The 21,581-nt window shown below is 63.4% G+C and carries 17 protein-coding genes; 8 read left to right on the top strand and 9 right to left on the bottom strand.

The window, feature by feature from the left end; translation table 11 throughout:
• Nucleotides 1-67: 67 nt before the first annotated feature.
• Both P8R33_RS08590 and P8R33_RS08585 read left to right on the top strand, forming a co-directional pair.
• Nucleotides 68-1,084: a 2-hydroxyacid dehydrogenase gene (locus P8R33_RS08590; RefSeq protein ID WP_278328563.1), complete on the top strand. Its 1,017-nt coding sequence runs from the start codon at nt 68-70 to the stop codon at nt 1,082-1,084.
• A 54-nt stretch (nt 1,085-1,138) separates the two neighbouring features.
• Nucleotides 1,139-1,567 carry a nuclear transport factor 2 family protein gene (locus tag P8R33_RS08585; RefSeq protein ID WP_278328562.1) on the top strand — a complete coding sequence of 143 codons (429 nt, stop codon included), beginning with the start codon at nt 1,139-1,141 and terminating at the stop codon, nt 1,565-1,567.
• A 3-nt stretch (nt 1,568-1,570) separates the two neighbouring features.
• Here the strand turns inward: P8R33_RS08585 and P8R33_RS08580 are convergent, their stop codons facing one another.
• The 5 genes from P8R33_RS08580 to P8R33_RS08560 all read right to left on the bottom strand — a co-directional run bounded on the left by P8R33_RS08580 (nt 1,571) and on the right by P8R33_RS08560 (nt 8,387).
• The gene (locus P8R33_RS08580) at nt 1,571-2,977 is read right to left on the bottom strand and encodes an NAD(P)H-dependent flavin oxidoreductase (RefSeq protein WP_278328561.1); all 1,407 of its coding nucleotides are present in this window, start codon (nt 2,975-2,977) and stop codon (nt 1,571-1,573) included.
• Nucleotides 2,977-3,741, bottom strand: a complete 765-nt coding sequence (locus P8R33_RS08575) for a class I SAM-dependent methyltransferase (RefSeq protein ID WP_446532498.1) — start codon at nt 3,739-3,741, stop codon at nt 2,977-2,979. The genes P8R33_RS08580 and P8R33_RS08575 overlap by 1 nt, the downstream gene beginning before the upstream one ends.
• Nucleotides 3,738-4,865 (bottom strand): peptide chain release factor 2, encoded by a 1,128-nt coding sequence (gene prfB, locus P8R33_RS08570; RefSeq protein ID WP_278328560.1) that lies wholly within the window; start codon nt 4,863-4,865, stop codon nt 3,738-3,740. The genes P8R33_RS08575 and prfB overlap by 4 nt, the downstream gene beginning before the upstream one ends.
• Before the next feature lie 89 nt (nt 4,866-4,954).
• A complete protein-coding gene (locus P8R33_RS08565) occupies nt 4,955-7,462 on the bottom strand; it encodes a penicillin-binding protein 1A (RefSeq protein WP_278328559.1) in 2,508 nt (835 codons plus the stop codon).
• A gap of 67 nt (nt 7,463-7,529) precedes the next feature.
• The gene (locus P8R33_RS08560) at nt 7,530-8,387 is read right to left on the bottom strand and encodes an N-acetylmuramoyl-L-alanine amidase family protein (RefSeq protein WP_278328558.1); all 858 of its coding nucleotides are present in this window, start codon (nt 8,385-8,387) and stop codon (nt 7,530-7,532) included.
• 449 nt (nt 8,388-8,836) lie between these two features.
• Between P8R33_RS08560 and P8R33_RS08555 the strand changes: the two genes are divergently transcribed.
• Nucleotides 8,837-11,605: an Rne/Rng family ribonuclease gene (locus P8R33_RS08555; protein ID WP_278328557.1), complete on the top strand. Its 2,769-nt coding sequence runs from the start codon at nt 8,837-8,839 to the stop codon at nt 11,603-11,605.
• A gap of 77 nt (nt 11,606-11,682) precedes the next feature.
• Here the strand turns inward: P8R33_RS08555 and P8R33_RS08550 are convergent, their stop codons facing one another.
• Nucleotides 11,683-12,318 (bottom strand): class I SAM-dependent methyltransferase, encoded by a 636-nt coding sequence (locus P8R33_RS08550; RefSeq protein ID WP_278328556.1) that lies wholly within the window; start codon nt 12,316-12,318, stop codon nt 11,683-11,685.
• A gap of 140 nt (nt 12,319-12,458) precedes the next feature.
• On the opposite strand from P8R33_RS08550, the gene P8R33_RS08545 reads away from it, so the two are divergent.
• Together P8R33_RS08545 and P8R33_RS08540 are read left to right on the top strand one after the other, a co-directional pair.
• Nucleotides 12,459-13,478, top strand: a complete 1,020-nt coding sequence (locus P8R33_RS08545) for a D-alanine--D-alanine ligase family protein (RefSeq protein ID WP_278328555.1) — start codon at nt 12,459-12,461, stop codon at nt 13,476-13,478.
• Nucleotides 13,479-13,671: 193 nt separating this feature from the next.
• The gene (locus P8R33_RS08540; RefSeq protein WP_278328554.1) at nt 13,672-15,342 is read left to right on the top strand and encodes a M10 family metallopeptidase C-terminal domain-containing protein; all 1,671 of its coding nucleotides are present in this window, start codon (nt 13,672-13,674) and stop codon (nt 15,340-15,342) included.
• Nucleotides 15,343-15,407: 65 nt separating this feature from the next.
• Here P8R33_RS08540 and P8R33_RS08535 read toward each other — a convergent pair whose 3' ends face one another.
• Nucleotides 15,408-16,133, bottom strand: a complete 726-nt coding sequence (locus P8R33_RS08535; protein ID WP_278328553.1) for an SDR family NAD(P)-dependent oxidoreductase — start codon at nt 16,131-16,133, stop codon at nt 15,408-15,410.
• A gap of 223 nt (nt 16,134-16,356) precedes the next feature.
• Between P8R33_RS08535 and P8R33_RS08530 the strand changes: the two genes are divergently transcribed.
• Genes P8R33_RS08530 through zapE form a run of 3 tightly spaced genes read left to right on the top strand, consistent with a single transcriptional unit; the run spans nt 16,357 to nt 18,720 of the window.
• Complete coding sequence (locus P8R33_RS08530; protein ID WP_278328552.1) at nt 16,357-17,139, top strand: succinate dehydrogenase iron-sulfur subunit; 783 nt, start codon at nt 16,357-16,359, stop codon at nt 17,137-17,139.
• A 4-nt stretch (nt 17,140-17,143) separates the two neighbouring features.
• Nucleotides 17,144-17,608, top strand: a complete 465-nt coding sequence (locus P8R33_RS08525; RefSeq protein ID WP_446532507.1) for a PaaI family thioesterase — start codon at nt 17,144-17,146, stop codon at nt 17,606-17,608.
• Nucleotides 17,605-18,720, top strand: coding sequence for a cell division protein ZapE (gene zapE, locus P8R33_RS08520; protein WP_278328549.1), 1,116 nt, complete (start codon nt 17,605-17,607; stop codon nt 18,718-18,720). Before P8R33_RS08525 ends, zapE begins: the two co-directional genes overlap by 4 nt.
• A gap of 7 nt (nt 18,721-18,727) precedes the next feature.
• Here the strand turns inward: zapE and P8R33_RS08515 are convergent, their stop codons facing one another.
• Nucleotides 18,728-20,626: an XrtA/PEP-CTERM system amidotransferase gene (locus tag P8R33_RS08515; RefSeq protein WP_278328548.1), complete on the bottom strand. Its 1,899-nt coding sequence runs from the start codon at nt 20,624-20,626 to the stop codon at nt 18,728-18,730.
• A gap of 11 nt (nt 20,627-20,637) precedes the next feature.
• A complete protein-coding gene (xrtA, locus tag P8R33_RS08510; RefSeq protein WP_347569044.1) occupies nt 20,638-21,573 on the bottom strand; it encodes an exosortase A in 936 nt (311 codons plus the stop codon).
• Nucleotides 21,574-21,581: the final 8 nt, after the last annotated feature.

Raw genomic sequence — 21,581 nt, 5'->3', positions numbered from 1 at the left:
ATTCTGCGCTGCCACGGCAACCGCGCTTGACCACCACCCCGCCCTCGCCCTAGCGCTTTTCAACAGCATGGAAAGCGCCACCGAACAGGTAGAGAAACGCCTCACCCGCACGCCGCGGGTGGTCGTAACCCGTCATCTTATGCCCTCGGTCGAAGAGCGCATGGGTGAGTTGTTCGACGTGACGCTTAACGGCGAGGACCGGCCGCTGACGCGCGACGAACTCGTGGTTGCCATGAAGGACTGCGACGTGCTCGTGCCGACCGTCACCGACCGCATCGACGGTAATATGATTGCGGAGGCAGGCGACGATCTCGGCCTGATCGCCAATTTCGGCGCCGGGACCGAGCATCTGGACCTCAAGGCCGCGCATGATCGCGGCATCATGGTCACCAACACGCCCGGCGTCTTCACCGACGACACCGCCGACCTCGCCATGGCGGGCATCATCGGCGTGCCGCGCCGCATCCGCGAAGGCGTGCAGCTGATCCGCAGTGGCGAATGGACGGGCTGGACGCCGACGGCGCTGCTTGGAACGAAGCTGGCGGGCAAGGTGCTCGGCATCGTCGGCATGGGCCGCATCGGGCAGGCCGTCGCCCACCGCGCGCGCGCCTTCGGCCTGCGCATCGCCTATCACAATCGCAAGCGCCTGCCCGAAGCGGTCGAGCGGATGTTCGATGCAAGCTGGGTCGTGAGCCTCGACGATCTGGTGGCGCAGGCGGACATTCTCACGCTCCATTGCCCCGCGACGCCGGGGACGCACCGACTGATCGACGAGCGGCGCATCGGCCTGATGAAACCGGGCGCGAGCCTCATAAACACCGCCCGCGGCGATCTCGTCGATCAGGAAGCATTGATTGCGGCGCTTGATAATGGCCACCTGACCGGCGCGGGGCTCGACGTTTATCCCGACGAGCCGAATGTGGACGAACGCCTGATCCGCCACCCCAATGTCATGACCCTGCCCCATATCGGCAGCGCCACGCGCGAAGGTCGCGAGGAATCGGGCCTGAAGGTCATCGCCAATATCCGCATGTGGGCAGACGGGCATCGCCCGCCGGACCAGGTGCTGACCGGCCTCGGCTGACCTTCGCAGAAGTCCGCTTGCCATCGGCGGGCAAGCCTGTAACGCCCTCACCCCATGGACGAATTTTCAGCCAAGATCGAAGCGCTCGAACACCTCTGGATGCGCTCGTGGATGCAGCGCGATCGCAACCAGATGAAGTCGCTCGCCGCGCGGGATTTCATCTTTCTCCTGGGGTCGAGCAAGCCGGTAATCCTAGACCGCGCCAGCTGGCTGGAGGCCGCGACCACGCGCTTCCGCTGCACCGGATACCGCTTCGACGAAGTCTATGTGCGCCGCCACGGCAATGTCGCGGTTTTCGCCACGCGCCTGGGGCTGGAAGCTTCGATCGAAGGCCGCGACTGGACCGGCGACAGCTGGGTCGTCGACCTGTGGCAGAAGGCGCGGGTGAGCCGCAAATGGAAGCTGATCGAACGCACCCTCTCGCGGCCCGATACCGACGAAAAGATGCCGGACGCGATCAGGGCGATGCAGTTGTGGCGCTAAGCCTTAGTCCCCCGTCAGGATCCGCTCGACCAGCTCTTTCACCGTGGGGGTGAAGTTGTTCGAGTAGAAGGGGTCCTGCTTGAAGCGGTAGGCCGCGTGGCCCGCGAAAGCGAGGTTCTCGTCCGGGTCGCCGCCATGGGCGATGTCCTGTAAGGTCTTCTGGATGCAGAAGCTGCGAGGATCGGCGAGACGGCCGGTGGTGTGGTTGTCGTGATCCTTCCAGCTCGAAAACTGGCAATGCGATAGACAGCCCATGCATTCCTGCTGGTCGGTGCGGATCTGCTCGGCGCTTTCGGGGGTGGTAAAGACCACCGTATCGTCGGGCGTTTTCAGCGCTTCCGTGAAGCCCTCGTGCATCCAGCTTTGCGCCTTGCGCTGGTCGCCGGGATGGACGTAAAAATACTTCGCTTTGCCGTGATCGGCAAGCGGAATGGTGCCCTCCTCCTCGTCGCGCTTGAAAATCGGGATCTGGCGCTCGCTGCGGTGCATCAAGTCGTAGAGGAAGGGTGTCTTCACCGCGCTGGAGTAGAATCCGGTGGGGCTGAACTTGTGTAGCAGAACGTCGCCCGGTTCGACCGTGCGCAGCATGTCCTTCCACACCTGCGGGATCGGGCTTTCATGGGTGAGCAGCGGGCGCGTACCGAACTGGAAGGCGATCTTGCCGAGCTCGGGGTTGTCGATCCAGTCGTTCCATTCGCGCAGGAACCAGACACCGCCGGCCATGACGATGGCGGTATCCTCGCTGACGCCTTCGTTGCGCATGGTTTCACGCAGCGCTTTCACGCGGGGATAGGGATCCTCGGGCTTGGTCGGGTCCTCTGCGTTGGATAGGCCGTTGTGGCCACCTGCAAGCCAGGGATCCTCATAGACCACTGCCGCCAGCAGCTCCGGCACCTTGGAATAGCTGCGCTTCCACAAGGCGCGAAACGCGCGCGCAGAGGAAACGATCGGCAGGTAATTCACATTGTAGCGCTGGGCGATCTCGGCCAGCTTGTAGGGCATCCCCGCCCCACACGTGACCCCGTCGATCTTGTCCGCACAATTGTCGAGCACGCCTTCGAGGACCTGCTGCGCCCCGCCCTGCTCCCACAGCACGTTGATGTTGATTGCGCCCTTGCCATCGGCGATCTCGTAGGCGCGGTTCACCTGTTCGGTCGCCCCGTCGATCGCGTAGCGCACGAGCTGTTCGAAACGCTCCTTGCGAGTAGCCTGCGGGTAGACCTGCGGGATCGGATTGCCGTCCTCGTCATAGCTGTCGGCATTCACCGCGCTGACCGTGCCGATTCCGCCCGCAGCGGCCCAGGCGCCCGAACTCATGTGATTGGTGGCGGACACGCCCTTGCCGCCCTCGATCAGCGGCCAGACTTCCTTGCCGCCGTAAACGATGGGTTTGAGACCCTTGAAACTCATTATGCTTTCTCTCTCTTCGTCGGCCGCTCGATGGGCGGCGCCTCATGCGCGACACTGTCGCCGCGACACGGTTCGATCTCTCCGGGTTCGGGCCTCGTAGCCGCTGCCTTGAACTGTGCATAGTAGCCGAGCAGTTCCGGCGCATCCTTGAACGCGACCAATTCGTAACCGACGCGCTCCAGCTCACACGACAGCAGCAGCGGGTCGATCCCGTGCTGGTCAGTCGGGCGATCCTTGTCGACCACGATGACTTGACCATCTTCTCGCAGCGACGGCCAGAGCCGCCAGAGGAATTCGTAGGGCTGTTCGATCTCGTGATACATGTGGACCATGAACACGCGGTCGAAACTGTTGGCGGGCAGGCGTGGATCGGCCGGTTCGCCGCGACGGATCGAGACATTGTCGAGCCGCTGACGCTCTACCCGGCGGCCGAGACGCGCCAGGGCATCGCCGTCGATATCCTGTGCCAGCACCCGGCCGTTTTCGCCGACGCGCTTGGCTAGGCGCAGCGTGTAATAGCCATTGCCTGCGCCGATATCGGCCACGGTCATACCCGGTTCGAGTTCGGCGAGGTCCATCACCGTCTGCGCCTCGCCGCGGCTGTCGCGCTGGTCTTCGCTGTCGATGGAATAGGTGCCAATGCCGGACACGGGACGGTCGGGCGCGGGGAACTCGGCCGGTTCGTCTCCGGTACTCAGCAGCCCGCCGTCGCAGGCGGCGACACTGGCTGCGATGAGAGGGAGAAGAACGAGGCCGGGCCTCACTCCGCGTCCTCCACCTCGACCGTTTCGCCGGTCACGCGCTGGGCGAGTGCGGCGGAAATGAACGGATCGAGCGCGCCGTCGAGGACATCGTCGGGCGTGGGCGAGGTTACGCCCGTGCGCAGGTCCTTCACCATCTGGTACGGCTGGAGGACATAACTGCGGATCTGGTGGCCCCAGCCGATGTCGCTCTTTTCCTGGTACTCGCCAGAGGCTGCCGCTTCGCGTTCGGCCATCTCGCGCTCGAACAGGCGCGCTTTCAGCATGTTCATCGCGGTCGCGCGGTTCTTGTGCTGGCTGCGGTCGTTCTGGCTGGCGACGACGATCCCGGTCGGCTGGTGGGTGATGCGAACCGCGGAATCGGTCGTGTTGATGTGCTGGCCGCCCGCACCGCTGGCGCGGTAGGTGTCGATCTTGAGGTCGGCGGGGTTGATCTCGATATCGATGTCGTCGTCGATTACCGGATACACCCAGACCGAGCTGAAGCTGGTGTGGCGCCGGGCGCTGCTGTCATAAGGGCTGATGCGGACGAGGCGGTGGACGCCGCTTTCGGTCTTGGCATAGCCATAGGCATTGTCGCCCTTCACCAGTAGCGTGGCAGACTTGATGCCCGCCTGGTCGCCTGCCTGATATTCGACCGTTTCGACCTTGTAGCCGCGCTGTTCGGCCCAGCGCGCGTACATGCGGAAAAGCATTTCCGCCCAGTCCTGGCTTTCGGTGCCTCCGGCCCCTGCGTGAATTTCGATGTAGGTGTCGTTGCCGTCGGCTTCGCCCGAAAGCAGCGCCTGCACCTTGTCGCGATCGGCACGTTCGGCGAGGCCTTGCAGCGAGGACAGCCCCTCGCCCACGACCTCGTCGTCGCCCTCGGCCTCGCCCATTTCGACGAATTCGATGGCGTCGGACATCTCGCTCTCGATCTCGCGCACGGTCGTGATCGCGGTTTCGAGGCGCTTTTGCTCTTGCGTGATTGCCTGCGCCTGCTTGGGATCGTCCCACAGGGTTGGATCTTGCACGCGCGCGTCGAGTTCGTCGAGGCGGCGCAGAGCGCGCTCCCAGTCGAGCGACTGGCGGACGAGCGCCAATGCGGCTTCGATCCTCTCGATATGGGCCTGCCCTTCGGCACGCATGGCGAATTCCTTCAAAATTTGCGGCAAATGACTTTCCACCGCCCCCTAGCGCGCGGGCAGCGATTGTAAAGCTGGGTAGCCGGTGCCGGCTAGTAGATACCGCCCTGTTCCTCGACGAAATCGTCGGGACGCTCCACCTCGCGAGCCGCTGCCCGCTGGGTCGGACCCTGCCGCGCGCGGCGGATCAGTTCGAGGATTTCGTTGCGCTTGGCAGCGATCACATCGGAGCGGGTGGAGCGCGGCGGTTCGGTGTCGGGCTTGAATGCCTCCCAGATGATCGCGGCCTTCGGATCGTCGGAGGGTGTGCCGTCGAATACACGCTTGCCCGTACGCCGGTCGACCTTGACCATGCGCACACCGGGCGGAGCGACGAAATCCTCCGCGTTCCAGCGATCGCGCGTGGCCTCGACGAAACGCTTCATAATCGGCGCAGCGGTATTACCGCCCTGCACCCAGCCACCCAAATTGCGCGGCTGGTCGAAGCCTACATACATGCCAGCGACGATGTCCGGCGTACCCCCGACGAACCAGGCATTGGTCGGGCCATTTGTGGTACCGGTCTTGCCGAACAGCGGCAGCTCGAGGCTGCGCAGGCGCACGGCCGTGCCGCGGGTCACCACGCCCTGCAGCATGTGCACGACCTGGAACGCAGTGCGCGGATCGAGGACCTGCTTACCGCGCGGTTCGAAGCGCGGCATCGGCTGGCCGTCCCACTGCTCCATGTTGCAGCCCGTGCATTCGCGATTGTCGGAGCGGAAGATCACCTTGCCGCGGCGGTCCTGCACGTAATCGATGACCGATCCGTCGGTCTGGCGGCCCCAATTGGCCAGCGCGGCATAACCGTTGACCATGCGCGCGACCGTTGTGTCGCCAGCACCCAGTGCGAAGGAATAATACGGCTCGTAATCGCCGATCCCGACGCGCTTGATCGTCTTGACCACATTGTCCATGCCGGTCGTGTCGGCGATGTGGATGGTCATCAGATTGCGGCTCTGCTCGAGCCCCCAGCGCATGGTGTGGACCCCGCCGCCGCCGCCGCCGAAGTTGCGGAAGCACTTTTCGCCGAGGTTGGCGCCCTGCCAGACGCAGAAGGTCTGGTCTGGTACCTGGGTAGCCGGAGTCATTCCCTGGTCGAGCGCACTGGCATAGACGAAGGGCTTGATGGTCGAGCCGGGCTGGCGCAGCGCCTGCGTCGCGCGGTTGAAATCGCCGAGGCGACTGTCGAACCCGCCCTGCATCGCAAGCACACGGCCCGTCTGCGGCGCCTGCGCCAGGAAACCACCCGAAATCTCGGGTACGCCGCGCAGGCGATAGCCGTCGCCCGACTGGACTGCGGCGACCACATCGCCAAGCTTGAGCGACGAAGGCGCGCCGATGAGAGGATAATCTTCGCCATCGGTAAAGCCGATCGTCGGTGACGAACCCGTCGCGGTAATCACGCCGATGCGCCAGTCTTCGTAGTTGATCGAGAGATTGGACGAGGCAAGCTGCGAGTGCAGGTCGCCGTTTTCGGGATTGAGCGTGGCGACGGGCCCGGTGAAGCCGCGATTGCCGTGGTAGCTGATCAACTGTGCGCGCAACGCATCGCGTGCGGCATCCTGCAATTCGGTGTCGAGCGAGGTCCGTACCCACAGCCCGCCTGCATAGACGCTGTTGCCACCATCTTCGGCAGTCTCGCCGAAGCGGTCGATGAGCTGGCGGCGGACTTCTTCGAGGAAATAGCCCGCATCGGCCGATCGCTCGCTGCGCTGCTGGACGAGGCCGAGCGGCTGCGCCTTGGCGCGGCTCGCTTCGGCAGCAGTGACGAAGCCGTTTGCCTGCATCTGGTCGAGTACGAAATCGCGCCGGACAAGCGCCAGTTCGCGATAGCGCTCGCGGCCGTAGCGTTCGGGCGCCTTCGGCAGGATCGCGAGGAATGCCGTCTCGTGCAGGTCGAGATCGCCGACATCCTTGTCGAAATAGGCCCGCGCGGCCGCTTGCACGCCGAAGCTGCGCCGTCCGAGGGGAATTTCGTTTAGATAGAGCTCGAGGATCTCCTGCTTCGTCAGCACGCTCTCGATGCGCGTCGCCAGGATCATTTCCTTGAGCTTGCGGGTGATCGAATACTCGTCGCCCAGCAGGAGGTTCTTCGCCACCTGCTGCGTGATGGTCGATCCGCCGACAGCGCGCTCGTCCGAACCGAATTTCGTCGCGTAGTCCACGACGGCATTCAGCGTGCCCGTCAGGTCGACGCCGCCATGGCTGAAGAAGGTCTTGTCTTCGGCCGAGAGATAGGCCTCGATCATCTGATCGGGGAAGTCGCCATATTGCAGCTGCACCCGCCGCTCGCGGGCGTAGGAATGCACGATCTCGCCATCGACCCCGCGCACCACGGTAGGCAGCGGTGTCTCGTAATCGAGCAGGCTTTCTGCATCCGGCAGATTTCGCGCCAGTGTGGCCCAGGCCAGCACCAGCAGGACGACGGCCACACCGGCGGCATAGCTGACGACTCGCAGCTTGCGATTGGTCGCCCAATTGTCCTTGAACCAGACGATCAACCGCCGTGGATCGTCGGTCAGCCGGTGGCGATAATACTGGAGGGGGGTAGCGTCGGACATATCTGGACAGCGCCTTTAGCACGGGCTTTCTGCATATCGCCAGAACAAGAATGGCCCGATGACGCGATTATTGCTGCCGGGCGAAGTAGATACGGATGGCCCGCGCCATGATTTGCGCGAATTGTTCGCGGCCCTCTGCCGAGCCGAGCCGTTCGGCCTCGGCCGCATTGGTGATGAAACCGCTTTCGAACAACACGGAAGGCACGTCGGGCGCGCGCAAAACTTTGAGCGCGGCAGAGCGGATTGCCTGAGGATGGAAACGCAGCACGCCTTCGCCTTCGCGCCGGATCAGGCGGGCGAACTCCGCCGACTGTTCCTGCGTGCGACGCTGCGACAATTCGACGAGGATCGTGCTCACCGTGTCGCTCTGGTCGGACAGATTGACGCCGTTGAGCCTGTCGGAGGCATTCTCGCGCTCGGCAAAGCGGGCGGCGGCGTCGCTCGATGCCTCGTTGGACAGCGTGTAGATGCTGGCTCCCTCCACCTCGCTCGCGTCGCCTGCGCTGTCGGCGTGGATGGATAGAAACAGATCGGCATTCAGCCGGCGCGCGATCTCGAACCGTTCGGCATGGAGGAGATAGCGGTCGTCATCGCGGGTCAGCGCGACCCGCACGCCGCCTTCCTCCTCGAGCTCTTGCTTGAGCGCGCGCGCCAGCGACAGGACGAGCGATTTCTCCACCAGCCCTTGACCTGTTGCACCGGGATCGTGTCCACCATGGCCCGCATCGATCACCACCAGCGGCAGGGCTTCATCGCCCGATACGCTAGGCAGATCGAGATCGTCGGAAGCGCTCGGCAAGGTCACACGCTGCACATAGGCGCGGCCAACTTCCGACGAAGGAAGGCGCTGCGAAGTCAGCACCAGCCCCACCACAAGGACCAGCGGAATTGCAAGAAGCAGCAGGATTTGTGTGCGCGGTGCCATTTATGGTGAATCGTTAGGGCTTTCTTGCCGCTCCGCGCAATATGGTTGCCGTTGGAAACCCACGGTGCTAGCGATAGCGTATCGGCTGTCCGGTGCCTCCGATCGGCGCGAAATGCGCGACGAAGAGGGACATTCGGACCTGCCGCCCACCGATCCGCAGCCGTTCGGCAATCAGGATCGCAACGAATACAGGTTGATGCAGGACATGCTCCGTTCCTCCCCGGCAAACGCAGAACTGGCTTCGCGCCAGCGCGCGTTCCCGTCGGGCCGGACAGCGCTCGATACGCGCAGGGCAGTCTCCGCAGTCACGAATATCCGGCCCCGCGCACATCTGCATGACGGCCGGTCCATTAACGCCGCGGCTCCGGATTACGGACGCGGAAATCCCAACATGATGCGCCGCGCGGACGACGGGCCTGCCCCGCCCCGCTGCGGCTGGAGACAATTACATGGCAACGCGCATGCTTATCGATGCGCGCCACCAGGAAGAAACCCGGGTGGCGGTCCTCAAGGGAAACAGGATTGAGGAGTTCGATTTCGAATCTGCCGATCACAAGCAGATCAAGGGCAATATCTATCTCGCGAAAGTAACCAGGGTCGAACCGTCACTGCAGGCGGCCTTCGTCGACTTCGGTGGCAATCGCCACGGATTCCTCGCTTTCAGCGAGATCCACCCCGACTATTACCAGATCCCCAAGGAAGACCGCGAGGCCCTGCTCGCCGCCGAGGCCGAGGCTGCCGAAGAGGAAGCCCGCCTGCGCGCCGAAGAGGAAGAGCGCGGCGAAATGCCTGGCGACGAATATGACGCCGAGGACGAAAGTTCCGAAGCTCTCGCCGAAGACCTTGCCGAAGACGGCCTCGAAGAAGTCGACACTTCCGACAAGGACAAGGTTTCCACGATCGAGGAAGGTCAGCTCGACGGCGACGACGAGGAGGATGAGGACGATAGCGAAGACGAGGACGACGAATCCGGCAACCAGCGCCGTGGTCGCGGTCGCAAGGGTCGCGGTCGCCGCCAGGGAAAGGGCGGCCGCAGCCGCGCCAAGGAAGTCGATGAAGCGCGCGCCAAGCGCATGGCGCTGCGTCGCCGCTACAAGATCCAGGATGTCATCCAGCGCCGCCAGGTGCTGCTCGTCCAGGTCGTCAAGGAAGAACGTGGCAACAAGGGCGCGGCGCTGACCACCTATCTCAGCCTCGCCGGCCGTTACACCGTGCTTATGCCGAACAGCAGCCACGGCGGCGGCATTTCGCGCAAGATTTCCAGCGCATCGGACCGCAAGCGGCTGAAGCAGGTCGTCAGCGATCTCAGCCTGCCGAAAACCATGGGGCTGATCGTGCGCACCGCCGGCCTCAGCCGCACCAAGACCGAGATCAAGCGCGACTTCGACTATCTCGCCCGCCTGTGGGACGAGATCCGCGAACGCACCCTGTCTTCCGCCGCGCCGGCGCTGATCCATTCGGACAGCGACCTGATCAAGCGCGCGATCCGCGACATCTACAATCGCGAGATCGAGGAAGTCGTCGTCGAAGGCGAAGAAGGCTACAAGTCGGCCAAGGAATTCATGAAGCTGCTGATGCCCAGCCACGCGCGTAGGGTGAAGCAATATGCCGATCCCGTGCCGCTGTTCCAGCGCTACGGTGCGGAAGACCAACTCAAGGCGATGTACGATCCCGTCGTGCAACTGAAGAGCGGCGGCTACCTCGTGATCAATCCGACCGAGGCGCTGGTGTCGATCGACATCAACTCGGGCCGCTCCACCAAGGAGCACAATATCGAGCAGACGGCGCTCCATACCAATCTGGAAGCTGCGCGCGAAATCGCCCGCCAGTTGCGCCTGCGCGATATGGCGGGCCTCGTCGTCATCGACTTCATCGACCAAGAGCATCACTCCAACACCCGCAAGGTCGAAAAGGCCATGAAGGAGGCGCTCAAGAACGACCGTGCGCGCATCCAGGTAGGCCGCATTTCGAGCTTCGGCCTGATGGAAATGAGCCGCCAGCGCCTGCGCACCGGCGTGCTCGAAGCGACCACGCGCGACTGCCCGCATTGCGATGGCACCGGCCTCGTGCGGACAGCATCCTCAGCCGGTCTTTCGGCCTTGCGACTGATCGAAGACGAAGCAGCCAAGGGCAAGGGATCGATCATCACGCTGGCCGCCAGCACCGAGGCCTCGGTCTATCTGCTCAACGAAAAGCGCGCCGATCTGATGGAGATCGAGGAGCGTTACGGCGTGACCGTCGTCGTTCGTCCGGAAGGCGAAGACGAAGGCGCGAAGATGAGCGTGTCGAGCTCCGGCCCGCGTCCGACCAACGTGCCCAAGTTCGAAACCCTCGTCGAGGACGATGAGGACGAGGTCGACACCGAGGCCTTCGACGATGAGGATGGTGAGGACGAGGACGACAACGATCGTCCCCGCAAGAAGCGTCGCCGCCGTCGCGGTGGTCGGGGCCGCAACAAGCGCCGCGACGACGACAACGGTGCAGACGACGACAGCGACGATAACGACGACGAGGAAGACGAGACTTCCGAGGACAATGGCGAGGACAAGCCGAAGAAGCGGCGCCGCCGTGGAGGACGCCGTCGTGGCGGTCGCGGTCGCGGAAACCGCAACGACACCGGCGAGGAGGCCGAGAACCTCGAACAGGTATCGGAACAGGTCGTAGACGACATGGCCGTGGTCGCCGGTCCGGAAGACAGCTCGGAAACGGCGGAAGCCGCAGCCGAAGAAGATGCTCCGAAGCCGAAGAAGCGCACTCGCAAAGCGAAAAAGGCCGACGACCAGTCGACCGATGAAAGCGCAGCAACGGAGGAAAAGCCGAAGGCCAAGCGGACGCGCAAGCCGAAGACGGAAAAGCCCGAGGCGGAAACCGCAGCTGATGCCGATTCCGAGGAAAAGCCGAAGCCCAAGCGCACTCGGGCGAAGAAGGCGGCTCCGAAACAGGGCGACGACAAGGCTGCAGGTGACGTCTCCGAACAGGTGACGGAAGACATGGCTGTCGTCGCCGGTCCGGAAGACACACCGGAGATCGCCGAGGCTGCTGCCGAAAAGAAGCCCGCTCGCAAGCCACGTGCGAGCAAGTCGAAAGCAAAGCCCAAGTCCGATGCCGATACTGCGCCCGAGACGAGCGCTGCGCCGGAAGCGGAAGAGTCCGCCGGAACCGTTGAAACCGCCAAGCCCCGCAAGGGCTGGTGGCAGCGGACTTTCGGCGACAGCTAAGCCCGAGCAGATTGCTTGAATGACAGCGCCCCGGCCCCGCAAAGGGTCCGGGGCGTTTGTTTATCGGGTCGCTCGCATCACGCGCCTTCCTTGCGCGCGACGCCCCATTCCATCCAGCCCATCACCTTCGGAGCCTTCGGCAGATAGGCTTGGCCCAGCGGTTCGACCGCGAAGCCGGCCCCGCGCAGTGCGGGTCCGATCGGCCGTGTGAGGTGGCATCCACCGGCCATCGGCTTCCAGACAGGTTCGATCCGCTCTTGCCATTTCGCCACGCCCGCATCTGGCGAACGCCCATGCTCGAGAAACAGCAACCGGCCTCCCGGACGCAGGATGCGCCGCATTTCCGACAAGACCTTGGCCTGATCGTCCACCGAACACAGCGTGTAGGTGCATACGACCGTATCGAAACTGCTGTCCTGGAACGGTATGGCTTCGCCAACACCCGGCCGCAGATCGACCGCCCAGCCCTTGCGTTCGGCTTCGGCACGGGCACCGTCGAGCAGCTTGCCATGCGGATCGATCCCGCTGAAGGCCGTCACCTGCTCCGTATCGTAGAGTTTCTGGTTGAGGCCCCCGCCGCAGCCGAGCTCGAACACGTGCCCGCGAGCGAGCGGAACGACCATGCGGCGACGGTCCTCGATTTCCGGCTGGCCGCAGGCATAGGTGATCACCCGCGGCATGACGTGCGCATCGTACCAGCTCTTCAGTCCCACCGCCGGCTCCTCTCCCGCGAAGTCGATGAAACAGGCTATCGCGTTTCCGGCGTGCGGCAAGCGGTTTCTCGCGTGCAGAATTCGGTAGCGGCGCTGGGCTGCGTTGCGTAATGGCGGCGAAAATCATTAACGGGCATGCCATGACCAAACCGATTTCCCCCCTTCGCATTCCTGAAGAAGCCAAGGACCGCATCCGCATGCTGTTCATGGCCAAGCACGCCCTGTTCGGCGGGGGGATGCACCCCGAAGACGGTAATCACGCCATCTATCATCACGAGGTCCGCTCCACCCTGGAGGAGCTCGGCCTCAATCTCGAATTCGCCAACCACTACGAAGTGCTGTTCGAGAAGCCCGACGTGGATTTCGTGTTTCCGCTGCTTAACCGTGGCGGCTTCGTGAACAGCGAGATGCTGATCCCGATTCTGTGCAACAAGCACGCGATCCCCTATCTCGGCGCCATGCCCTTTCTGCGCGGACTGGGCGACGACAAATCGGTGTCGAAGCTCGTCTGCGAACACGCCGGCGTGCCGACCGCGCCCTGGTTCTGTTACCGCCGCGGCGCCCCGATCCGTCAGGACGACCTTCCCGCGAAGGACGCCGGCCGCTGGGTGATCAAGCCAAACGCCTCCTCCGCCAGCTGGGGCATCACCGACGCGAGCAACTGGGTCGAAGTCGCCAACGCGGTCTGGCACATCCATACCGAAGGCCACGATGCGATCGTCGAGCCGTATCTCAACGGCTACGACGTCCAATGCGCGTTCATCACGATCGAGGACGAGCCGATTGCACTCCCCATGCTGTGGTACGAGCGCGAGGATACGCAGCGCCTGTGGACGTATTACGAGAAGCGCGACCTGGTCGAAAACAAGGAGAAGGCAGCGCTGAAACGCTTCGACGATCCCGACCTTGCACCGAAGATCGAGGCCATGGCGCGCAAGGTCGCGCAGGAATTCGTGCCGTTCGATTACGGTCGGATCGAATTCCGGCTCGATCTCCAAACCGGCGACATCAACTTCATCGAGATCAATCTCAACTGCAATCTGTGGTCGGAGAAGGTCATGGCCAAGGCTGCGGCGAAAGCCGGGTTCAGCCATGCAGATCTGCTCGAAACACTGCTCGCCGAATCGTGGAGGAGGAACGGGCTCATCGCTGCCGGCTGAGTTGTGCGCAAATATCGCCGACGGATAGCACGTTCGTCATATTGCGCGGACATCCTCCGCGACTTCAGATATGTTGCCCGAACTGTGTGAAAAAGCGGTAAACGCCCTTGCCACCGCCTGACCTATGGTTAGGATGCGGTTACTTGGTGCTTGGTGCACCAAGGGTCGTATTTTCACATTTTTGGAGGGGTCCATGCCGCGCCATAACGTGCTGTCCGAGGGGACAGACTATCTCTACACGCACACCTGCACAGACGCTTGCGATCACGGCAGCGAACTGCGTGATCAGATCACGCTCGACACCGTGCTCGATTACGATACCGGCGCGCTGGCCGAGGACTTCAACCTCGACAATTTCGGCGGCTTCGGCTTCGGATACCGCGGCAAGCTGATCGCCGACCTCGATCAGGTCGTCGACCAGATCTTCTCCGGCAATTCGCACAATATCACCGGCAGCAACCGGATCACCTATACCTTCCTTCAGAACGATAATCTGGTCGGCCTGTACAACAGCCCGCAGTATAACTTCGGCGCCAATAACGGAGCCGCTCCGTTCACCGCTGCCCAGCAGGATGCCGCGCGTGCATCGATCGCGCTATGGGACGATCTGATTTCGCCCGAATTCGTGGAGAGCAACGGCCGCGGCGCCGACATCCAGTTCGCCAATAGCTGGGACCCGGCGCAGGCTTATGCCTACTATCCGGAATACGGCTTCACGAACGCTCGCGGCTACAATTTCTTTGGCGATGTCTTTGTGGCCGATCCCCGCAGCTACTTCGACGCCGACGGCACGCTTCTCCACGAAGGGAACTATTCCAACGGCGACCTGAGCTTTGGTGGTTACGGCGCAACGACGCTCACCCACGAAATCGGTCATGCGATCGGCCTCAGTCACCCCGGCGCCTACAATGGTGCTGGCGCAACGACCTATCTCGACCAGGCCGAATATGCCCAGGATTCCGAGCAGTATTCGATCATGTCGTATTGGGGCGCATCGGAAACCGGTGCGCGCATCGTCGACTGGGGAACGTTCTTCTTCAGTAATCCGCAGACGCCGCTGCTGCATGATGTCTACACCATCCAGCAGGTTTACGGCGCCGATCCGACCACCCGCGCCGACGATACCACCTACGGCTTCAACTCGACCGCAGATCGTGCGGTGTTCGACTTCACGCAGAACGAGCACCCCTATCTGACGATCTACGACGCCGGTGGCATCGACACGATCGACCTCTCGGGCTTCGAAGCGAGCGTTCTTATCGACCTGCGCGACGGGCAGTTCTCGTCGGCCGGCCAGGGCAACATCACCACTGCCGATCAGGCAGAGGCCTTGCAATCGCTGAATGACGCGATCGAGGTGGCTTATGGCATCGAGGATTACTACGCGCCTGCCGATCAGGCGACGATCGACAGCGTGACGAGCCGTTACATGGGTCTGAATGCGAGCGACATTGCAGCCGATACCGGGCATGCCGGTGTCGAGGCGATGCAATACCAGAACATCTCGATCGCCTATGGCACCGAAATCGAAAATGCGGTCGGTACGGACTATCGCGACGTCATTATCACCAACGAGCAGGACAATGTCCTGACCGGTAACGGCGGTGCGGACGTATTCGTGTTCGCTTCCGACGAGCGTCTGTTTACGGACAGCTTCACCAATGGCGGCACCGACATCATCACCGACTTCGAAGAGGGCGTCGACACGGTCGACCTGTCGGGCCTCGGCATCACCGAAGCCTCGACCCTTACCGCAATCGACAATCGCCTGGAAATCGATATCGACAGCGATGGCGTGATCGACCAGACGATCATCTTCGAAAACCTCGATGCAATCCCGGTTGGCGATATCCTGTTCGGCTGATCCGAGACGGGTTGAAACCGCTTGAAACGAAACCGCCTCGCGCCACCCGGCGCGGGGCGGTTTTTCTATGCCGAGATCACCTCGCCAGCGTAATCGAAAATCTTGCCGCTGTCCGAAGGCTTGAGCCTGGAGATGACTTCGAGCAGGTTCGCAGCAGCTTCACCCGGCGCAGTGAGCTGGCCATCGGGCAGGTTCGACTGAAACGGCTCGGATAGTTGCGTGTCGACCGTGCCCGGATGGAGGCCGGCGATCACGGCCTGCTTGTGGGTGCGACCCAGTTCGATCGCGAAGTTTCTCAGCAGCATGTTGAGCGCCGCCTTGCTGGCGCGATAGCTATGCCAACCGCCGAGACTATTGTCGGAAATCGAGCCCACGCGGGCCGATAGTGCCGCGAACACGCAGCGTTCCTTCCGGTCGAACAGCGGCAGCATGTGCTTTGCGACGATTGCCGGGCCGATGGAGTTGAGTAGGAATACGCGCGCCATCGCATCGGGATCGAGCGAGCGGTAGCTGCGCTCGGGCCCGGTGCCGTCGTCCAGTGTCAGCACGCCGCTGGCGACGATGACGAGGTCGGGCGGTGCGTCGCTCATGGCGTCCGCCGCCTCGGCGATGCTGGTTTCATCGTCGAGATCGAAGGCAAAAGGCTGTGCCGCTGCAATGCCGGGATCGCCTGAACGGCACCCTGCCCAGACCTCCACGCTTTGCTTCACCAGCGCCTCTGCAAGCGCGCGCCCGATGCCGCCGCTGGCTCCGAACACGGCAGCTCTGTGAATTTGCTTTCCTACGTCCATCCTATCGGACTAGACCGATTGCATGTCCGGATTGTTCCCTAGACCCCCCGCAGAATTCGGCCATTTTCGCAATCTCGCTTTTTTCCGCCTTGGACTGTGGTCCATGCGGTCCATGTCTTCGATCCTGTTGGACACAGTGTGCAGGAATTGCAGCATCGTCGGCCTTGCGCCACTCGCATGAACCGCTAGATGGGTGGCAGAAAGCAACAGGAACGACTGCGTAATGGCGACCTTCACCCTTCCCAAGAATTCGAAGATCACCGGCAAAGGCCGCGCCCATAGTGCTGACGGCGGTTCTCGCATTCGCAAGTTCAAGATCTACCGCTACGATCCCGACACCGGCGAAAACCCGCGCTACGACACGTTCGAGCTCGACCTCGACGATTGCGGGCCTATGGTCCTCGACGCGCTGTTCAAGATCAAGAACGAAATCGATCCGACGCTGACCTTCCGCCGCTCCTGCCGCGAAGGCATTTGCGGCTCGTGCTCGATGAACCTCAATGGCAAGAACGGCCTCGCCTGCACCACGGCGATCGAGGATCTCAAGGGCGAAATCCGCATCACCCCGCTGCCGAGCATGGACGTGATCAAGGATCTCGTGCCCGATTTCACGCATTTCTACGCGCAATATGCCAGCATCCGCCCCTGGCTGCAGACCGTTTCGACCACGCCGAGCGGCAAGGAACGTCTCCAGTCGCCCGAGCAGCGTGAGCAGCTCGACGGGCTTTACGAGTGCATCCTGTGCGCCTGCTGCTCGACCGCCTGCCCCAGCTATTGGTGGAACAGCGACAAGTTCCTCGGCCCGGCGATCCTGCTGCAAGCCTATCGCTGGCTGGCCGACAGCCGCGACGAGATGACCGGCGAGCGGCTCGACCAGCTGGAGGACCCGTTCCGACTCTATCGCTGCCACACGATCATGAACTGCGCGAACGTGTGCCCCAAGGGCCTTTCGCCGGCCAAGGCGATCGCCGAAACCAAGAAGATGATCGCCGAACGCGCGATCTGACGTGCTGCCGGACGAGGTCTTCGATCACGGGCCCGACCCGGACAATCCGGGCTGGCGGCACTGGAACCTGAAGGATCAGTCGCTGTTCAACGGTGCGGTGATGGGCAAGCTCATCACGCGCATCGATGATGACGGCAAGGCGCGGCTGCGCATGTTCCCGGAACGGCGGCACGAAAACCTGCAGGGCATCATCCATGGCGCAGTCACGCTCTCGCTGATCGACATCAGCCTGTTCACGACCATGCACACGATCGGTAGCGGGAATGCCGGACCGTCGGTGACGGTCGAGCTTTCCACCCAGTTCGTCGGCGGCGGCCAGCCCGACCGCCCGCTCGATGCGGTGTGCGAGATCGTACGCGAGACCGGCAGCATGGTGTTCGTGCGCGGCACCGTCGAGCAGGAGGATCACACCGTCGCAAGCTTCTCCGGCATCGTGAAGAAGATGCACCGCCGCCCGACCCCGCGATGAGCGGCATGCTCGCGCGTTACGAGCGGCTAGTCGAAGCCGGCGAGCTGCGCTCGGACCCGGACCAGCGCCGCGCTGCCGAACGGCTCGATCGGTTGCAACGCGAATTGCAGGCGGACTCCCCCGGCGGCATCATCTCGCAGCTGTTCCGGGCCAGGAAAACGCGGCCGCAGGGCGTCTACATGTGGGGCGGCGTCGGTCGCGGCAAGTCGATGCTGATGGACCTGTTCGTCGAGACGCTGGAGATCGAGCAGAAGCGCCGCGTCCATTTCCACGAGTTCATGCTCGAGGTCGACCGCCGCATGCGCGAGCGGCGCGAAACCGATCCGGGCGATCCGACAGGCAAAGTCGCGCGCGACATTGCCAAGGACGTCCGCTGCCTTGCCTTCGACGAGATGGTCGTCACCAACACGGCCGATGCTGCGATCATGAGCCGGTTGTTCACCGCGCTGATCTGCGACGAGGGGCTAGCTGTGGTCACAACCAGCAACCGCCCTCCCCGCGATCTCTACAAGGACGGCCTCAACCGCTCGCTCTTCCTGCCCTTCATCGACCTGGTCGAAGCCGAATTCGATGTGCTGCCGCTCAACGGTCCGACCGACTACCGGCTCGACCGGCTCGGGGATATCGACACCTGGCACTCGCCGCTCGGCGACGAGGCGACCGCGCAGGTGCGCGAGGCGTTCTTCCGCCTCACCGATTACAAGCCGGAGGACGCCGAGCACGTGCCGTCGGGTACGCTCGACCTCGGCGGCGGGCGGATGCTGCATGTGCCAAAGAGCCTCAAGGGGGTCGCCGTCTTCAGCTTCAAGCGGCTGTGCGGCGAGAACCGCGGCGCCGCCGACTATCTCGCGATCGCCCATGCCTATCACAGCGTGATCGTGGTCGGCATCCCGGCCATGTCGCCTGACAACCAGAACGAGGCGATCCGCTTCACCAAGCTCGTCGACGCGCTCTACGAGAACAACGTCAAGCTGTTCGCCACCGCTGCCGCCGAGCCGGAGGACCTCTACACCAAGGGCGAAGGGTCGTTCGAGTTCGAGCGTACCGTCAGCCGCCTCAAGGAAATGCAAAGCACCGAATACATGGCGCGCGGCCACGGCTTCGCCGACTGAACCGGGCTCAGCCGCTGGGCTTGAGGTGGCGCAGCGAGCGTTCCAGCATCAACAATTGCCACAACACACGGCTGTTGTCGGACCGGCCGGCGATATGCGCTTCGGCCAGTTGCGCGAGTGGCTTGCGGGCAAACCATCCGCTTCCGACCAGAAGCTCGCTCGACGCGACCGAGCGCGCCGCATCCGCCAGCGGCCCGCGGAACCATTCGGCGATCGGTGTCACGAACCCCTGCTTCGGCCGATAGAGGATGTCGTCCGGCAGATAGCGTTCCATCGTGTGCTTCATCAGCCACTTGCCCGTCGTGCCGCGAAAACGCTGCCGATGTGGCAGGCGCGCGGCAAATTCGATGAAGCGGTGGTCGAGCAAGGGCTCGCGCGCCTCGAGGCCGACGGCCATGCTCGTACGGTCGGTCTTGGTCAGGATGTCGCCGGGCAGCCAGAACTTGAGATCGGCATATTGTGCGCGGTCTAGCCCGCTACGCGCCGGAGCCTCGCGCATCAGTTTCTCGAACGGCTGTTCCGCGCGATATTCACCGCGGTCACGGATCATCGCCTCACCATAGAGCGCGGTTCTTTGCTCGGGCGCGAGAATGGCGAGCGCGCGCGCGTAGCCGGCCTCGCCGCTCTGGGCGAGCGAGAGCAGAGTCGCCTTGGCTCTCAGCGGACGTGGCGCCCAGTCGGCCTTTGGCCAGATGCTTCCAAGTGCACCGAACACCGGTTCGCGCAGGGTTTGCGGCAGGACTGCGCGAGCCTGCTCTTCACGCGCGTGGAATAGCTGGCGGCGGTATCCTGCCAGCGCTTCGTCCGCCCCGTCGCCGGATAGCGCCACCGTTACATGCTCTCGCGCCAGCTCGCATACGCGCAACGTCGGCAGAGCGCTCGCATCGGCAAACGGCTCGTCGAATATGCCCGCGATGCGATCGATCTCCTCGAACTGGTCGGCCGATACGATGCGCTCGTGATGATCGGTGGCGAATAGCTCCGCCACTTTTCGGGCATGCGCCGTCTCGTCCACGCCCGCCACGTCGAAGCCGATGGAGCAACTGGTGACCGGCTGCGCGCTTGCTTCGCTCATCAGCGCGACGACGGATGAACTGTCTACCCCGCCCGAGAGAAAGGCGCCCAGCGGCACGTCGGCGACCATCCGGCTGGTCACGCCTTCGCGTATCAGGTGGAGCAGCTCGGCTGAGTAATTCTGCTGCGAACCCCTCGACCGCTCGGCGAAGCTCACGTCCCACCACTGCACCGGCAAAGCCGGGGTGCGACCGTGCTCCAGCAATTGGTAGTGCCCCGCCGGAAGCTTGCGAACGCCGCGCAGAATCGCGCGGTGATCCGGCACATAGCCCCAGGTCATGAAATCCTCGATCGCCAGAGGGTCGATCGTCCGCCTGAGCAGCGGATTGGCCAGCAGGCCCTTGAGCTCACTAGCAAAGGCCAGCGCGCCTCCCGGCAATTCCGCGATGTAGAGCGGTTTCACTCCGAGCCGGTCGCGGGCGAGAAACAGCTGCCGGGTCCCGCAATTGTAGAGCGCGAAGGCGAACATGCCGTCGAGCCGTTCGAGGCAGCGCGGCCCCCACTTCTGCCACGCGGCGAGTATCGTCTCCGTATCGCCATCGGTGCGAAATTGCGCCCCGCCCTGCTCCAACTCGCGGCGCAGTTCGCGGTAATTGTAAATTTCGCCGTTGAAGACGATGACCGCGCGCCCGTCCGCCGAATGCATCGGCTGGGGCGATCCGGCCAGATCGATGATCGACAACCGCCGATGGCCAAGGCCGACGCCCGGGGCGGTCCAGACGCCCGCGCCGTCCGGGCCGCGATGTGCGAGCGCATTCGTCATGGCCTCGACCCGTTTGGGATCGACCGGCTTCACCGTCTCGTAATGGAAAATACCCGCGATCCCGCACATGGGCCGGCGTCCTAGCCGAGGTGCGCGACGGCGGCAAAGGCGATTGCGACGACGAGCATGATGGCGACGATGAAGGTCGCCGACATGGTCTTTCGCTCGAGCGCCGCGACGGCCGGCATCGCCTCGATCTCGGCGAGCGACCAGCCGGCGTCTTCCGGGTCACGCTCGAACCAGCGCCAGGCCATGCCGAGGACGAGCGCAATCACAATGCCGAAAAAGAACCAGCCGTAGACGATGTGATCGAAGCTCCCGGCGGCTTCCGCGCCGACGTATTGCGCGATGAAGATCGTCGCCCAGGCGCGAATGCCGTTGGCGATAATCGGCACGACGATGCAGGCGAGCATGAGCCAAGCACGGCGAGTCCAGCTTTCGAAGCAGGTGAAGGCGACGAGTGTGCCGAGCGCCACCATTGCGATCAGGAATTTCACGCCTGAACAGGCTTCCGCCACGATGAAGAGGCCGGCCGGCGTGTCGATATAGATGCCGTCGGACACCATGGCGACGCCACTCGCTTGCGTGAGCCATGTCGCGAGATGCGCGGTAATGGTCTGCAGCTGAGGAATGATCTCGTCGCCGAAAGGCACCAGGAAGCACGAGTAGGCGATAGGCAGCGCGAGGATAAGGCTGACCCGCAAGCCCAGCAGCGCGATGGCGGCACCCTGGAAGGTCATTACCGCGCCAGCCTGTGCGAACAGGTTGATATCGAGCGCGCGACCGCCGAGCCAAACGAGGAAGCCCGCACCGAACCACGCAAGAGCCGGCCACCAGCCTTCGGGGACCAGCGCAGCGAGTTCGTCTCGCTTGATCCATACCAGCCAGGCGAGTATCGCCGGGATCAGCAGGATGTGGCTGTAAGTGTCGATATTCCACCACTGGTGGGCCATCTGCGCCCACTCCTCGGAGGTCACGACAAACAGCAGCAGCCAGACCAGCGCGAGCTGGCTCAAGCGACTGC

This window comes from Qipengyuania flavescens, from assembly GCF_029688735.1.
Taxonomy (GTDB): Bacteria; Pseudomonadota; Alphaproteobacteria; order Sphingomonadales; family Sphingomonadaceae; genus Qipengyuania.
Note: the sequence above shows the minus strand (reverse complement) of the source record. Positions and strands in the feature narration are given on the sequence as shown.